This window comes from Bradyrhizobium sp. AUGA SZCCT0169 (genome assembly GCF_018130085.1).
In the GTDB taxonomy this organism is placed as follows: Bacteria; Pseudomonadota; Alphaproteobacteria; order Rhizobiales; family Xanthobacteraceae; genus Bradyrhizobium.
On the sequence record NZ_JAFCMC010000038.1, the window covers coordinates 1 to 14,012 of the forward strand.

Here is a 14,012-nt window from a genome sequence, read left to right on the forward strand (position 1 = left end):
CATATGGATGCAAGCGATCCGATCAGACCGTCAAAAAACTCTTGTGGCACGGGGGCCGTCCACATATGGGTCCCGGCTCAAGGCCGGGACGACGAGTGTAGGTGCGCTGTGCACTTCCTACAGCAAATCCCCGCCCACAGCACTCGCCGTCGTGCCGTGCTCGCGGAACGCCTTGATGACGTTCTTGCCGATCTTCCACCGGTGCACCTCGTCCGGACCGTCGACCAGCCGCTGCGAGCGGACTTGCGTGTACCATTTGGCGAGCGGCGTATCCTGGCTGAAGCCGAGCGCGCCGTGGAGCTGGATCGCGGTGTCGATCACCTTGTGCACCATGTGCGCATGGTAGACCTTGGCGATCGAGTTCTCCTGCCGGATATCGAGGCCCTTCTCCGCCTTGTAGGCGATATGGAGGAGCATGAGCCGGCCGATATAGAGCTGCTCGGCGCAGTCGGCGAGCATGAACTGCACGGCCTGCCGGTCGGCGAGCAACTGGCCGAAGGTCGAGCGTTTGGTGATGTGGCCGACCGCCATGTCGAGCGCGCGCTGCGCCTTGGCGACGTTGTGCATGCCGTGGCGAAGGCGGCCATAGGCGAGGCGATGCTGGCCCATATTGAAACCGTTGCCTTCGCCGCCGAGCAGATTGTCGGCTGGCACTTTCAAATCCTTGATCTCGATCTCGGAGTGGCCGCCATGGATCGCGTCGGCATGCGGCCCCTCGATCGCCATGTTGGCGACGTTGCGCTTGATCTTGTAGCCGGGGTTCGGCAGTTCGACGATGAAGGTCGAGTGCTGCTTGTGGCGCGGCGCATTCGGATCGGTTCTGGCGACCACCAGCGCCATGTCGGCGACGCTGGCCGACGACGAAAACCATTTCTCGCCGTTGAGGATGTAGTTCTCGTTGCCGTCCTTCACCGCCGTGGTCTGCATGCCGGTGGCGTCGGCGCCGGCGGCCTTCTCGGTCATCGAGAAGCAGATGCGCTTGTCGCCGTTGAGGAGGGGTTTAAGGAACTTCTCCTTCTGATATTCCGTGCCATGGGCCAATATCGTCATCATCGAGGCGTCGTCGGGGCCCTGCGTGTTCATCGACAGCGCCCCGAGCATGCTCTCGCCGAGCTCCATCTGCACCAGCGCATTGGCGAGGGGCCCAAGGCCCATGCCGCCATACTCCTTCGGCACCCACGGGCACCACAGGCCCTGCGCCCGCGCCTTCTTGCGCAGCGGGCCCAGCACTTCAGCGAGCGGCTTGGTATCGAGTTCCTTCTCCGCCGGAATGCACTCTTCCTGCACCCATTTGCGGACCTTCTCGCGGATCGCCTTGGCTTCGGCCGGAATCTCGAAATCGATCGACATGGCACTTCCTCGCTTTTTGGTTCTTGTTGGGCAGACTTGATGAATGGCATAAACCCGGGACGTGCCAGCGGCAACGCCAAACAATGTTTAAAGCAGCGCGGGCACAAGGGAGCGCTCACCATGCCCGATCTTGCCGACCTGTTTCCCGGCTACGCCTCCGAATGGATCAATACATCAACGGGCCGCATTTTCGCCCGCGTCGGCGGCAAGGGGCCGCCGCTGTTGCTGCTGCATGGCTTCTCGTCCACGCATGTGATGTGGCACACGGTAGCACCACAGCTGGCGGACAAGTTCACGCTGATCATCGCCGACCTGCCGGGCTATGGCTGGTCGGACATGCCGCGCACCGACGAGCACCACACGCCCTACACCAAGCGCGCGATGGCCAAGGTCATGGTCGAGGCGATGGAGCAGCTCGGCCATGTGCATTTCGCGCTCGCCGGCCACGACCGCGGCGGGCGGGTGTCGTACCGGCTCGCGCTCGACCATCCCGGTCGGTTATCAAAGCTCGCCGTGCTCGATATCGCGCCGACCTATGATTACTGGGAGAAGCTGAACCGGCTCTCCGCGCTGAAAATCTATCATTGGGCGTTTCTGGCGCAGCCGCATCCGCTGCCGGAAACGCTGATCGACGGCCATGGCGAATTCTTCCTCCGCCAGAAGATGGCGAGCCAGACCAAGAGCCAGACGCTTGACGCCATCGACCCGCGCGCGCTGGAGCATTATCTCGCACCGTTCCGCGATCCTGCCCGCGTGCACGCGATGTGCGAGGACTACCGCGCCGGCGCCTATGCCGATTACGAGATCGACAAGGCCGATTTCGACGCCGGCAAGAAGATCACGATCCCGATGCTGGCACTGTGGGGCGACGCCGGCGTCGCCAGCGCCGCGACCACCCCGCTCGACACCTGGAAGAAGTGGGCGACCAACGTACAGGGCGCGCCGGTCGACAGCGGACATTTTCTGCCGGAGGAGAATCCGGAGGTGACGGCGAGGTTGTTGAAGGAGTTTTTCACTGGCTAGTCATTCCCGTCATTGCCTGCGACAAACGCAAAGCGTTTGCGCAAGGGAGCGAAGCGACGAAGCAATCCATCCATCCGTTTTGCCGCGCGATGGATTGCTTCGCTTCGCTCGCAATGACGGGCGTGGGTGGCCGCTACCTCCTCACCCGGAAAAAATCCTTCAGCAGCGTCGCCGCCTCGGTCTCGCCGACCGACGAATACACTTCCGGCACGTGATGGCAGGTCGGCTGCGCAAAGAACCGCACGCCGGAATCGACCGCGCCGCCCTTCGGATCGGCGGCGCCGTAATAGAGCCGCCGGATCCGCGCGAACGAGATCGCGCCGGCGCACATCGTGCAGGGCTCGAGGGTGACATAGAGGTCGCAATCGACCAGCCGCTCGGTCCCGATGGCATCCGCGGCCTGCCGGATCGCCAAAACCTCGGCATGGGCGGTCGGATCGCGGTCGGTCAGGGTCCGGTTGCCGGCGGTGGCGATGACCTCATAACCCCGGACAATGACGCATCCGATCGGAACTTCGCCCGCCTTGGCGGCGTTTTTGGCCGTTTTGAGCGCCAAATCCATGAAAGAAGGGGCAGTCATCCCTCGTATCATCGGAAGAAACCTGCTACTAGAAGCGCCTTCAGCAAACGTGGATACCGGTTTTGCGTGAGATTGCGCCTTGAGCCAAGTGCGCGCGCGTTACCGCTATGACAGCCGATCCACATCCGCCTGATCGCCATTTCAGCTACGAACGAGAGACTATTCATGCCCCGCGACAACGACAAAGACAACGATTCCCGCGGCCGGCGTGATCGCCCCGGTGGCGGCCAAGGCCGCGCCGGCGGAGGCAAAGGCCGCTCGGGCGCGGCGAGGGGTCCGGAGAAGAAATTCGCCAAGCGCGGCTTTGCCGGAAAAAGTGACAGCGACAAGCGCGACGGCGAGCGCCGTCCCTATGCCGGCAAGTCCGACGGCGCGCGGTCGTTCGACAAGAAGCCTTATGGCGGCAAGCCCTACGCCGGCAAGCGCGACGGCGATCGTCCGCCGCGCCGCGATTTCGACGCGCCGCGTCCGCCGCGTGGCGACCGGCCGTTCCGCGATCGCAGCGAGGGCGGGGATCGTCCGCAACGTTTCAATCGCGACGACCGTCCCCGTGGCGATCGTCCGTTTTCCAGCCGTCCATCCCGTGGTGACGATGGCGAGAAGCGTTCGTTCAAGCCGCGCGAGGATCGGGGTGGCGAGAAGCGCCCGTACACGCCGCGCGGCGACCGCCCGAACTTCAATCGCGACGACCGTCCGCCGCGCCGGGACCGCGAGAGCGGCCCTCGGGATCGTGACGATGCGCGTCCGGCCTCGCGTTTCGGCGAGAAGAAATTCGGCGAGAAGCGTCCCTACACTCCGCGTGGCGAGGGTGGTGGTGAGAAGCGGCCGTATACGCCGCGTGGCGACGGCCCTCGCGGCGATCGTCCGGAACGAAAATTTGGCGGTGACAAGAAATTCTCCTCGCGCGGCGCGCCCGATCGCGGTCCGCGCAAAAGCTTTGGCGCTGATCGCAGCGACTCAAAGCCGTGGCAGAAGCGTGAAGATCGTGGCGGCCGGGATTCCTGCCCCGCACGCGACGGTGCGCGCGGTTTCGACAAGCCGCGCTTCTCCCGCGACGATCGCGGCGGCGAAGAACGTCCGCGCATCTCGCGTTCGCGCGAGGATCGTCCCGCTGGCGATCGCCCGAAATTCGACCGCCCGCGTCAGCGGCCCGAAGGCCGCACGGACTGGCAGGAACATCCGCGCAGCGACGCGCGTGACGAACGGCCGCGCCGCGAGAACGAGGACGACAGCAAGATCTTTGCAAAACGTCCGGCGTTCGGCGGCCGTGGCGCCTACCGTGAGCGCAAGACTGAATTTGAGAAACGGGGTCCGCAGCCACCGAAGGTGAAGAAGTCTGGCGAGCGAATTGCAAAAGTGGTGTCGCGCGCCGGCCTGGCCTCGCGCCGCGATGCCGAGGAATGGATCACGCAGGGCCGCGTCAGCGTCAACGGCCGCGTCATCAATTCGCCGGCGCTCGATGTCACCGTCAATGATGTAATCACCGTCGATGGCAAGCCGTTGCCGCCGCGCGAGCGCACGCGCCTGTTCATGTTCCACAAGCCGCGCGGCTTGATGACGACGCATGCCGATCCCGAAGGGCGGCCGACGGTATTCGATAATCTGCCCGAAGGCCTGCCGCGGCTGATCTCGATCGGGCGGCTCGACTTCAACACCGAGGGCCTGCTGCTGCTGACCAATGATGGCGGTCTGGCACGCGCGCTCGAACTGCCCGACACCGGCTGGCTGCGGCGCTACCGCGTCCGTGCCCATGGCGAAGTCACGCAGGCGCAGCTCGATGAACTCAAGAAGGGCGTCGAGGTCGACGGCGTCAAATACGGCTCGATCGATGCCACGCTGGAGCGCGACCAGGGCGCCAATGTCTGGCTGGTGTTTGCGATCCGCGAAGGCAAGAACCGCGAAGTGCGCAACGTGATGGCGCATCTCGGCCTCGAGGTGAACCGGCTGATCCGGGTCTCCTACGGCCCGTTCCAGCTCGGCGAACTCGCCGAAGGCGAGGTCGAAGAGGTCAAGACCCGCGTCCTGCGCGAGCAGCTCGGCGAGAAGATTGCGACGCTCGCAGGCGCCGACTTCAATCGACCGATGCCGGGCGACAAGGAGCCAACGCCTCCCAAGCCGGTGACCCAGCGAGGCGTGATCGCCGACCGCAAGGGCCGCCGCGTGCTGGTGCAGCGCACCGGCAGCGAGGAAGCCCGCGCGCGCAACGAGGAAGAGGCCAATGGCTACGGCCCGCCGCGCCGCCCTCAGCGCGGCTATCACGGCAAGCGCGATCTGAAGCCACGGGACGAGTAGTTGGCCTATGCGTGTCGTCGGCGGACGGTTGAAGGGTCGTAATCTGGCCTCGCCCTCATCGCGCGAGATCCGCCCCACGGCGGATCGGCTGCGCGAATCCGTGTTCAACATCCTCGTCCATGCCTATGACGACCCGATCGAAGGCGCGCGCGTGCTCGACCTGTTCGCGGGCACCGGCGCGCTCGGCATCGAGGCGACCTCGCGCGGTGCCGCGTTCACGCTGTTCGTCGACAATGGCGCGGAGGCACGGGCGCTGCTGCGCAACAATGTCGAGGCGCTCGGTCTTGGCGGCGTGACAAAAGTCTATCGCCGCGACGCCACCAATCTCGGCCCCGCGCATCCGATGGAGCCGTTCTCGCTGGTGTTCCTCGATCCGCCCTATGGCAAGGGACTCGCCGACAAAGCGCTGGCCTCGATGCGCGAAGGCGGCTGGCTGACGCCGGGCGCGCTGCTGATCGTCGAGGAGGCGAAGGTCGCGGCGTTCGCGGCACCCGAAGGGTTCGAAGAGCTCGAGCGGCGAGCCTATGATGACACGGAGTTCGTGTTCCTGAAGGCGAAGTAGGGCGGATTGAGCGAAGCGTAATCCGCCCTCAGGCTGGCAAAATCGGTGGATTACGCTTCGCTCAATCCACCCTACAAATCCATCACGCTATCTCCGCCCGAACAGCTTCTCGATATCCGACAGCTTCAATTCGACATAGGTCGGGCGGCCGTGGTTGCACTGGCCGGAGTTCGGCGTGTCTTCCATCTCGCGCAGCAGCGCGTTCATCTCTTCCGGCTTGAGGCGGCGGCCGGCGCGGACCGAGCCGTGGCAGGCCATGGTGGCGGCGACATGCATCAGCCGGCGTTCCAAAGGCAGCGCCTCATCCCATTCCGCCATGTGCTCGGCGAGATCACGGAGCAGCCCCGCGGCATTAGCCTTGCCAAGCAGCGACGGCGTTTCGCGCACCGCAACCGCGCCGGGGCCGAAGGAATCGATCGCCAGTCCGAACGTTGCCAGCTCCAGAGAACGATCGAGCAGCTTCTCGACCGTCGCTTCGTCGAGTTCGACGATCTCGGGGATCAGCAATATCTGCCGCTGCACGCCATTGCGCGCCAGCGAGGCCTTGAGCTTCTCATAGACGATGCGCTCATGGGCGGCGTGCTGGTCCACGACGATCAGTCCATCGCGGGTCTGCGACACGATATAGGTCTCGTGGATCTGCGTTCGTGCCGCACCCAGCGGGCGATCCAGCATGTCGGCAGCGGGCTGCGCTTCAAAACGCACATCGGCCGTCGGCGTGCCGACATCGAATGCGGCCTGTCCGGCTTCCGCGAACGACGGCGCCGCCGAACCGGTGAAGGAGGGCGTCGGCCCCGTCGGATAGGAGGGCGAACTCCGCCAGTCCCAATTGGTCGGGCGCGGGGCGAAGGATGGGCGGAACGAGGCGAGCGCAGCCCCATCGGTATTAGCCGCGGTGCGCCGGCCTTCGCGGGCGAGGCCGTCCTTCAGCGCATACACGATCAGCGCGCGGACCAGGCCGACGTTGCGGAACCGGACCTCGGTCTTGGCGGGATGCACGTTGGCATCGACTTCCTGCGGCTCCAGCGTCACGAACAGCGCCACGACCGGATGGCGGTCGCGCGGCAGATAATCGGAATAGGCCGCGCGCACCGCGCCGAGGATCAGCTTGTCGCGCACCGGGCGGCCGTTGACGAACAGATATTGCCCGAGCGCATTGGCGCGCGTCAGCGAGGGGGCGGCGGCAAAGCCTTCGACCACCACGCCCTCGCGCTCGCTGCGCACTTCGATCGCGCTGGAACGGAAATCCGCGCCGAGGATATCGCCGAGCCGCGTCAGCCGGCCGGCAGCGCCGGGCAGTGCTGCGGCCCAAGTCACCGGTGCGCGCTCCTCGCCGGCCAGCGTGAAGGCGATGTCGGGGCGCGCCATTGCCAGCCTTCGCACCACTTCGCGGATCGCTTCGGCTTCGGTGCGGTCGGTCTTGAGAAACTTCAACCGCGCCGGCGTCGCATAAAAGAGATCGCTGACCTCGACGCGGGTGCCCTGGCTCAGCGCCGCCGGCATGATCGGCGACTTCGCGCCGCCTTCGACCGACAGCGACCAGGCGTGCGGCTCGCCTGCATGCCGCGTGGTGATGCCTAATCTGGCCACCGCGCCGATCGAGGGCAGCGCCTCGCCGCGGAATCCCAGCGTGCGAATGCGCAGCAGGTCCTCGTCGTCGAGCTTGGAGGTGGCGTGGCGATCGACCGCCAGCGCCAGGTCGGCATGGGTCATGCCGCTGCCGTCGTCGGTGATGCCGATCCGCCGCCGGCCGCCGCCATCGGTGAAGATATCGACCCTGGAGGCGCCGGCGTCGATGGCGTTCTCGACCAGTTCCTTGACCACGCTGGCAGGCCGTTCCACCACCTCGCCGGCGGCGATGCGGTTGGCGACCTGTTCTGGGAGCTGGCGGACGGGCATGTCGTATGGGTAGCCGATTCAGGGGCGAGGCGGGACCCCATCGGCGCGGATGTTCCCGGAATTCTTGAGCGAAATATAGTTCGGGGCTCGCGAACCGAAAGCCCGGCGGGGCGGCTCTATGACACGAGAACGCATGAGTTCTCTCGTGAAATCAAAGGAGCTAGAATGTTCTATCGTAAGAATCTGCCGGGCTGGGAGCGGGCGATGCGGACCGTCGGGGGCATCATGATGATCGCGTATGGGCTGATGGCGATGTTAGGCACGACATCAGGCTATTTGATCGCCGGCGCCGGAGCCGTCGCGATCGCGACCGGATTCTTCGGATTCTGCCCGATGTGCGCCATGGTCGGCCGCCGGCTGCCCTCGCCATGAATGCGCTTGTCCGAACCAGCCGCTGCGATCCCGGGCTGATCGAGGCGGCGCGGGACGGGGACGCCGATGCGCTGGTGTCGCTGATATCAGCGGCCCAGCCTGACGTCCGTCGCTACGCGGCGCGCAATTGCCGCGCAGCCGACATCGACGATGCGGTTCAGGAAACGCTGCTGCTGCTCTACCGGCGCGTCGGAACGCTGCGGGCGGTGACGTCGTTTTCGGCGTGGCTGTTCGCGGTCGCGCGGCGCGCTTGTCTGCGACTCTTGCGCCGGTCGATCGGAATGGCCGACGCGTCGGCGGCAGACACCGAGGCGCGTCTGGCGCATTGGCGTCCTGAAGACCTTCGCATCGATCTTTCGCGTGCCATCCAGTCGCTGCCCGAGCATTATCGCGAAGTGATCCTGCTGCGCGACATCGAGGAATTGTCGATCGACGAGATCGCCGGCGCGCTCGGCCTCTCTCGCGAAAGCGTCAAGGCCCGCATTCACCGCGCGCGGATCATGATCCGGGAATATTTGATTCGCGACTGACGGTTCCACGTGCCGCATATTGGGTCGACCCGTGGCCAAGTTTTCGCGAAATTGCCCCGAAATCCCTAAACGAAGACCACACGGCGCGGATTGTCTGGTGCGTGCGCCGTTCGCCACAAATTGCTCTGTGCGATGGGCAGGTCCGGACGGATGGCGCATGGAACAACGAACCGCTCATCGCGAATCAAACCCAGGAGAACTGAATGAAGTTAGTGAAAACCTCGGCGATCGCGCTTGCCATCTCGGCCATGGTGGCCGGTCCCGTGCTGGCGCAGGGTACCTCGTCCGACAGCAAGATCCGCGGCGGCGTGCAGGGCAAGAGCCAGATGCAGGGCGGGGCAGCGGCCACCGACGACGAGGAACTCAGTGCGCAGCCAGGTGCCGCCGGACAAAAGGCCGCGAAGACCGGTGCGAAGGGCACGGTCGGCGCCGGCAGTGGTGCGGCCAAGGGCACTGGCGGTGCTGCCGGTGACACCGCGACCGGCGGCAAGCGCTACTAGTACCGCGCGCCCTTCAGCAGGTTCCAGTTACAACTCGGAAACTCCGGTCGCATGGCGGCCGGAGTTTTTTTCTGACTCAATTAAGCGGAAGCTCTGGCGCAGCAGACCAATGCTCGCCGCCATATCGGTCAGTCGTCGAAGCGCACCGCGCCGCGCTTCGACTTGACGTCGCTGCGGCTCTTCTTGCCTTCCAGCCGCCGTTGCTTCGAGCCGAAAGTCGGCTTGGTGGCGCGCCGCGGCACCGGCCTCACCATGGCTTCGCGCAGCAGTTCGAGCAGGCGGTCGATGGCGTCGGCGCGGTTGCGCTCCTGGGTGCGGAAGCGCTGGGCGTGGATCACGATCACGCCTTCCTTGGTCATGCGCTGGCCGGCGAGCCGGTTGAGCCGCAGAGCGGCGTCTTCCGGCAGCGTTATCTTGCGCGTGTCGAAACGCAATTGCGCGGCGGTCGAGAGCTTGTTGACGTTCTGCCCGCCCGGACCGGAGGCGCGGACAAAGCCGATCTCGATGTCGTTCTCTTCAATTGAAAGGTCGCGGGAGACCCGCAGCATGGCGTTCACCGGGCGTGGAAAGAATCGGTGCGCGCAAGATAGCGTTTTTGGACAGAAGTTGCTCTGTCAGTTCGCCTTCGGCGGCGGCGCGGCAACAGCCGGCTGGGCGGCGGCTTGCGGGGCGCGGCCGACGATGACGGTGAGCAGACCGTTGGCCCACAGCAGCTGGGCGGCCTTTTTGGCATCATCGAGCGTCACGGCATCGACGAGGGCGTTGCGCCGTTCGATGTAATCGATCGGAAGCCTGTCGAGCTGGTATTGCAGCAGTGCCGCGGCGAGCTTCGAGGAGGTGTCGAGCGCCAGCATCTGCGAGCCCTTCAGATAGGACTTGGCCTCATCCAGTTCCTTCTGGGTCGGGCCGTCCTCGGCGATACGGCGGATCTCCTTTTCAATGGCATCGACGGTTTCACCGGCGCGGTCGGCGCGGGTGCCGGTATTGCCTACGAACAAGGCGGAGCGTTCCATCCAGAGCAGGGATTCAGAAATCGAATAAGCCAGCCCGCGTTTCTCGCGGACTTCCCTGTAGAGCCGCGACGATGATCCGCTACCGAGGATATGGTTCACGACATAGCCGGCCATGAAATTCGGATCATGGCGGCGGATGCCGGGGCCGCCGAACATGACCACGGTCTGCGGCACGTCGAGCGGAACGAAGGCGCGCTGCGGCGGCTGGGCGGCCTGGATTTCGGCGACCGGCGTCAGGCTGGCTTTGGCCGGCAATCCGCCGAACGTCTTGTCGAGGAGTTTGCCGAGCGTGTCGGCGTCGACATCGCCCACCACGGATATCCGCAATGTGTCTTTGGCGATGATGCGGCCGGCATAGGCCTTCATGTCCGACACGTCGATCTTGGGCACGCCGTCCAGCGTGCCGTTGGACGGACGGCCATAGGGATGATTGCCGAACGCGACTTCCAGGAATTTGCGGCTCGCCAGCGAGGAGGGGTTGGTGGTCTCACGCCGCAGACCGGAGATCACCTGCGCGCGGATGCGCTCGACGTCGGCGGCGTCGAAACGTGCCGAGGTCAATGCCAGCTGCAGCAGGTTGAAGGCTTCGTCCTTGTTGTCCTTGAGCATGCGCAAGCTGCCGCGGAAGTAATCCCGCGTCGACGAGAAGCTCAGTTCGATGGCGCGGCGGTCAAGCCGCTCGTGAAAGGTCTTGGAGTCGAGATCGGCGGCACCTTCGTCGAGCAGACCGGCGACCAGATTGCCGGTGCCGGGCTTGTCGGCCGGGTCCTGGCTCGAGCCGCCGCGGAAGGCATATTCCATCGCGATCAGGGGCACGGTGGCGTCCTGCACGAACCAGGCTTCAATGCCGCCGGGTGACACCAGGTGCTGGATTTTTGCGGCGGCGTGCGATGGTGCCGAACTCAGCAACAGCAGTGCCGCGAGGGCGACAATGGTTGATGTGAAGCGCTGCGCGCCAATCGAAAAATGGATCACGAGCGCTTCTCCTCGCGTTTCGGTGCGGGGTCCTTGATCAGATAGCCCGTCACCGAACGCTTCTTGTCGAGCCATTTATGAGCGGCGTCACGGACCTGTTCGGCGGTGACGGCGCGGATGCGATCAGGCCAGCTGCGGATGTCCTCGATGCTCAGGCCCGTGGTGAGCGCGCCGCCATACCAGCGCGCCAGCGTCGCCTGGTTGTCCTGCGCGTAGATCGCCTCCGCGATCAGCTGGGTCTTGACCCGTTCGATATCCTCGGCGCGGGCGGGATTTTGGATGACGTCCGTTATCACGTCGTCGATCGCTTGCTCGATTGCCGAGAACTCCACGCCGGGTTTCGGCGAGACCGAGATCGAGAATTGCGACGGATCGAGCGAGGTGCCCTGATAGCCGGCACCGGCGTTGATCGCGAGCGGGCGGTCGATCACCAGCGCGCGGTAGAGATAGGAGTTGGAGCCGCCGCCCATCAGTTGCGCAAGCACGTCGAGCGCCGGGCTTTCGCCGGCAGCCGCGGTTGTGGAGGAGGGAACGAGGTAATAGCGCCGCAGGCCGGACTGTTCGACGCGCGGATCGGACAGCGTCACGGTGCGCGGAGCTGCAGGCACCGGCTCTTGCGGACGAATCCGCTGCGCGGGAATCGCCGGCTGCGCGGGGATCGCGCCATAGGCGCGCTCCACCATTGGGCGAATCTCCTTGGCATCGACATCGCCGGCAATCACCAGGGTGGCGTTGTTCGGCGCGTAGAAGCGCTTGTAGAACGCCAGCGCGTCCTCGCGGTCGAGCTTCTCGATCTCCTGTCGCCAGCCGATCACGGGGCGGCCATAGGGATGGTTGAGATACAGCGCGGCCATCATCTGTTCGTTCAGCCGCGCGTCCGGGTTGTTGGCGACCCGCATGTTGTATTCCTCCAGCACGACGTCGCGCTCGGGCAGAACATTTTCGTCCTTCAGAATGAGGCCGGTCATGCGGTCGGCCTCGAATTCCATCATCCGCCCCAGCTGGTCTCGCGGCACGCGCTGGAAATAGCCGGTATAGTCGACCGAGGTGAAGGCGTTTTCGTTGCCGCCGATCCGGCGCACGGTTTCGGAGAATTCACCGGCGGGATGCTTGGCGGTGCCCTTGAACATCAAATGCTCGAGGAAATGCGCCAGTCCCGATTTGCCCGGCGTCTCGTCGGCGGAGCCGACCTTGTACCAGATCATCTGCGTCACGACGGGGGTGCGGTGATCGGGGATCACCACCACCTGCAGGCCGTTGCCGAGCGTGAAGCTGGCGGGCCGCTCCGATGTCACCGTGGTCTGGGCCGGCGCGCCGCTGCTGGAAAAAGCGATTGTCGAAATAAAAGCGGCAACGAGTGAAACGGCAAAGCGATGTGGGGACATCATGACCTATCTGGAAGCCCGAACCCAAGCGTTCGGGACAAAGCCCGCGGCATCGTATACCGCGCGTATCACGCCTGATGTCACGATGCAGAGAGCAAAACGCCTGGCGGTTCCAACAGCGGTCCTCGCAGGCGACGGCGCGGAGCCGAAATTGGCGTCAGCGTTCCTTGCCCGTCATGACGTCGTAGTTCTTGTTCAGCGATTCCTTGGGCCCGGTGCCGTAGGCAAAGTTCGGCGAGGGCGTCTGGTACCCAGCCGGAGGCTCGACCAGCGACTGTCGCGGCGGTTCGCCCTTGAACTCCGCCGACTCGGTCTTGTTGCCTTTGAACATACCGAACAAACCGCCTTCATAGCCGAGCTGCGATGGGCTCAGCTGCGGGGCGTTGTTGGTGGTGCCCGGCTGGACCGGATCGTTATTGGTGCGGACGGGCGCGGCGGTCCTGCCGACGTTGAGTTCGGCCGGCGACAGGGCTCGAGCCGACTGGGAGTTGTCCTTGTTTTCTTTCTTGCGGGCCGCGATCGCAGCCTTGCGGCGTGCCTCGTCCGGATCCTTTGGCCAGTTCGGCGCATTCGCTGCGGCCGAAGAGGCCGGCTGCGGCAGATCGAGTTTCGGGGGCACCACCAGCGGGGAACGCTCGCGGTATTCGATGCCCTTGCTTTCCATGTTCTTGCCGCCGAGGCCGCTCATGATGTTGCCGATGATCTTTTCCTCGAAGGTCCTGTCGTCATCCTCGTCGTCATCGGCGGCGCGCACCGGACCGGCGGCCATCACGAGGCCAACGCCAAGGGCAACGGCGGCGAACCGCATCGCCCGTGTCAGCGAGGTTGTCTGCACCATCCAGAAGCCGGTTTCGGTCTCGCGCATCGCGCTCGTTCCCATTCAATTTTCCGCAAAACTTTCCGGGGTGGCCTTGAGGCACAAACCCGTGTTTGCAAGGCAGTTAACGCCCAAATAGGGACGGCTGCCGCCAACGGCCCGTATCGACCGGGATCAGGGCGCTTTTGCGGCGGGTACCCCTAGGAAGGAATCATACAATAGGGCCGCTACCCCGGCAACAATGGCCACATCGGCCACGTTAAACACGTACCAATTGTAGGTATTTCCGCCGATCTCGACGTGGAACAGGGCAAAATCGACCACCGCGCCATAGGCGACCCGGTCGATGGCGTTGCCAATTGCCCCGCCGATGATCAGGCCGAGCGCCACGGTGGCCAGCCAGTTGCGCGAGTGGGCCATCCAGACCGCCAGAACGACCACGGCCACCGCCTTGATCGCGGTCAGGATGGCCTGGGCCAGAAAACCGTCGTTCTGGAACCAGCCGAAGCTGATCCCGACATTCCAGGCCAGCACCAGATCGAAAAACGGCGTCACCTTGACCGCGCCCCGCCGGCCGATATCGAACACGAACAGCAGCCAGAGTTTCGAGGCCTGGTCGAGCACCAGGGCTGCGACGGCGGCGATGATGCCGGGGCGGAGGTGAGGGCTCATGGCGACGTGCCCGACACAAACTCCGGTGTCGTCCCGGCGAAG

At 64.9% G+C, this 14,012-nt stretch carries 14 protein-coding genes; 6 read left to right on the plus strand and 8 right to left on the minus strand.

What is annotated here, in order from left to right; genetic code table 11:
* Positions 1-117: 117 nt before the first annotated feature.
* Complete coding sequence (locus JQ609_RS29110) at positions 118-1,350, minus strand: acyl-CoA dehydrogenase family protein (RefSeq protein ID WP_211998553.1); 1,233 nt, start codon at positions 1,348-1,350, stop codon at positions 118-120.
* Positions 1,351-1,470: 120 nt separating this feature from the next.
* Between JQ609_RS29110 and JQ609_RS29115 the strand changes: the two genes are divergently transcribed.
* Entirely contained in the window at positions 1,471-2,373 is a 903-nt protein-coding gene (locus JQ609_RS29115) for an alpha/beta fold hydrolase (RefSeq protein ID WP_212276243.1), read from the plus strand.
* 133 nt (positions 2,374-2,506) lie between these two features.
* On the opposite strand, the gene JQ609_RS29120 is transcribed toward JQ609_RS29115, so the two are convergent.
* A complete protein-coding gene (locus JQ609_RS29120; protein ID WP_212034203.1) occupies positions 2,507-2,965 on the minus strand; it encodes a nucleoside deaminase in 459 nt (152 codons plus the stop codon).
* A 153-nt stretch (positions 2,966-3,118) separates the two neighbouring features.
* Here JQ609_RS29120 and JQ609_RS29125 point away from each other — a divergent pair, with 153 nt between their 5' ends.
* Entirely contained in the window at positions 3,119-5,245 is a 2,127-nt protein-coding gene (locus JQ609_RS29125; protein ID WP_212276244.1) for a pseudouridine synthase, read from the plus strand.
* Between the two features lie 7 nt (positions 5,246-5,252).
* Positions 5,253-5,807, plus strand: coding sequence for a 16S rRNA (guanine(966)-N(2))-methyltransferase RsmD (gene rsmD, locus JQ609_RS29130; protein ID WP_212276245.1), 555 nt, complete (start codon positions 5,253-5,255; stop codon positions 5,805-5,807).
* Between the two features lie 87 nt (positions 5,808-5,894).
* On the opposite strand, the gene mutL is transcribed toward rsmD, so the two are convergent.
* Positions 5,895-7,706, minus strand: a complete 1,812-nt coding sequence (mutL, locus tag JQ609_RS29135) for a DNA mismatch repair endonuclease MutL (protein WP_212276246.1) — start codon at positions 7,704-7,706, stop codon at positions 5,895-5,897.
* A gap of 165 nt (positions 7,707-7,871) precedes the next feature.
* Between mutL and JQ609_RS29140 the strand changes: the two genes are divergently transcribed.
* The 3 genes from JQ609_RS29140 to JQ609_RS29150 all read left to right on the plus strand — a co-directional run bounded on the left by JQ609_RS29140 (position 7,872) and on the right by JQ609_RS29150 (position 9,108).
* Complete coding sequence (locus JQ609_RS29140; RefSeq protein WP_212276247.1) at positions 7,872-8,078, plus strand: DUF2892 domain-containing protein; 207 nt, start codon at positions 7,872-7,874, stop codon at positions 8,076-8,078.
* The gene (locus JQ609_RS29145) at positions 8,075-8,608 is read left to right on the plus strand and encodes an RNA polymerase sigma factor (RefSeq protein ID WP_212276248.1); all 534 of its coding nucleotides are present in this window, start codon (positions 8,075-8,077) and stop codon (positions 8,606-8,608) included. The genes JQ609_RS29140 and JQ609_RS29145 overlap by 4 nt, the downstream gene beginning before the upstream one ends.
* Before the next feature lie 203 nt (positions 8,609-8,811).
* Positions 8,812-9,108 carry a hypothetical protein gene (locus JQ609_RS29150; protein ID WP_212276249.1) on the plus strand — a complete coding sequence of 99 codons (297 nt, stop codon included), beginning with the start codon at positions 8,812-8,814 and terminating at the stop codon, positions 9,106-9,108.
* A gap of 128 nt (positions 9,109-9,236) precedes the next feature.
* On the opposite strand, the gene arfB is transcribed toward JQ609_RS29150, so the two are convergent.
* The 5 genes from arfB to lspA form a co-directional block, all read right to left on the minus strand.
* Complete coding sequence (arfB, locus tag JQ609_RS29155; protein ID WP_212034213.1) at positions 9,237-9,656, minus strand: alternative ribosome rescue aminoacyl-tRNA hydrolase ArfB; 420 nt, start codon at positions 9,654-9,656, stop codon at positions 9,237-9,239.
* A gap of 66 nt (positions 9,657-9,722) precedes the next feature.
* Positions 9,723-11,096, minus strand: coding sequence for a pitrilysin family protein (locus JQ609_RS29160; protein ID WP_312014906.1), 1,374 nt, complete (start codon positions 11,094-11,096; stop codon positions 9,723-9,725).
* Positions 11,093-12,484, minus strand: coding sequence for a M16 family metallopeptidase (locus tag JQ609_RS29165; RefSeq protein ID WP_409363437.1), 1,392 nt, complete (start codon positions 12,482-12,484; stop codon positions 11,093-11,095). Before JQ609_RS29165 ends, JQ609_RS29160 begins: the two co-directional genes overlap by 4 nt.
* A 154-nt stretch (positions 12,485-12,638) precedes the next feature.
* Positions 12,639-13,361 (minus strand): hypothetical protein, encoded by a 723-nt coding sequence (locus JQ609_RS29170; protein WP_409411204.1) that lies wholly within the window; start codon positions 13,359-13,361, stop codon positions 12,639-12,641.
* A 111-nt stretch (positions 13,362-13,472) separates the two neighbouring features.
* Positions 13,473-13,970, minus strand: coding sequence for a signal peptidase II (gene lspA / locus JQ609_RS29175; RefSeq protein ID WP_212276250.1), 498 nt, complete (start codon positions 13,968-13,970; stop codon positions 13,473-13,475).
* Positions 13,971-14,012 lie beyond the last annotated feature (42 nt).

Coding starts and splice junctions, on each gene's coding strand:
- rsmD (WP_212276245.1), top strand. CDS start 5,253: ATGCGTGTCGTCGGCGGACGGTTGAAGGGTCGTAATCTGGCCTCGCCC.
- JQ609_RS29145 (WP_212276248.1), top strand. CDS start 8,075: ATGAATGCGCTTGTCCGAACCAGCCGCTGCGATCCCGGGCTGATCGAG.
- JQ609_RS29165 (WP_409363437.1), bottom strand. CDS start 12,484: ATGATGTCCCCACATCGCTTTGCCGTTTCACTCGTTGCCGCTTTTATT.
- JQ609_RS29110 (WP_211998553.1), bottom strand. CDS start 1,350: ATGTCGATCGATTTCGAGATTCCGGCCGAAGCCAAGGCGATCCGCGAG.
- JQ609_RS29125 (WP_212276244.1), top strand. CDS start 3,119: ATGCCCCGCGACAACGACAAAGACAACGATTCCCGCGGCCGGCGTGAT.
- JQ609_RS29170 (WP_409411204.1), bottom strand. CDS start 13,361: ATGGGAACGAGCGCGATGCGCGAGACCGAAACCGGCTTCTGGATGGTG.
- arfB (WP_212034213.1), bottom strand. CDS start 9,656: ATGCTGCGGGTCTCCCGCGACCTTTCAATTGAAGAGAACGACATCGAG.
- lspA (WP_212276250.1), bottom strand. CDS start 13,970: ATGAGCCCTCACCTCCGCCCCGGCATCATCGCCGCCGTCGCAGCCCTG.
- JQ609_RS29115 (WP_212276243.1), top strand. CDS start 1,471: ATGCCCGATCTTGCCGACCTGTTTCCCGGCTACGCCTCCGAATGGATC.
- JQ609_RS29120 (WP_212034203.1), bottom strand. CDS start 2,965: ATGATACGAGGGATGACTGCCCCTTCTTTCATGGATTTGGCGCTCAAA.
- JQ609_RS29140 (WP_212276247.1), top strand. CDS start 7,872: ATGTTCTATCGTAAGAATCTGCCGGGCTGGGAGCGGGCGATGCGGACC.
- mutL (WP_212276246.1), bottom strand. CDS start 7,706: ATGCCCGTCCGCCAGCTCCCAGAACAGGTCGCCAACCGCATCGCCGCC.
- JQ609_RS29150 (WP_212276249.1), top strand. CDS start 8,812: ATGAAGTTAGTGAAAACCTCGGCGATCGCGCTTGCCATCTCGGCCATG.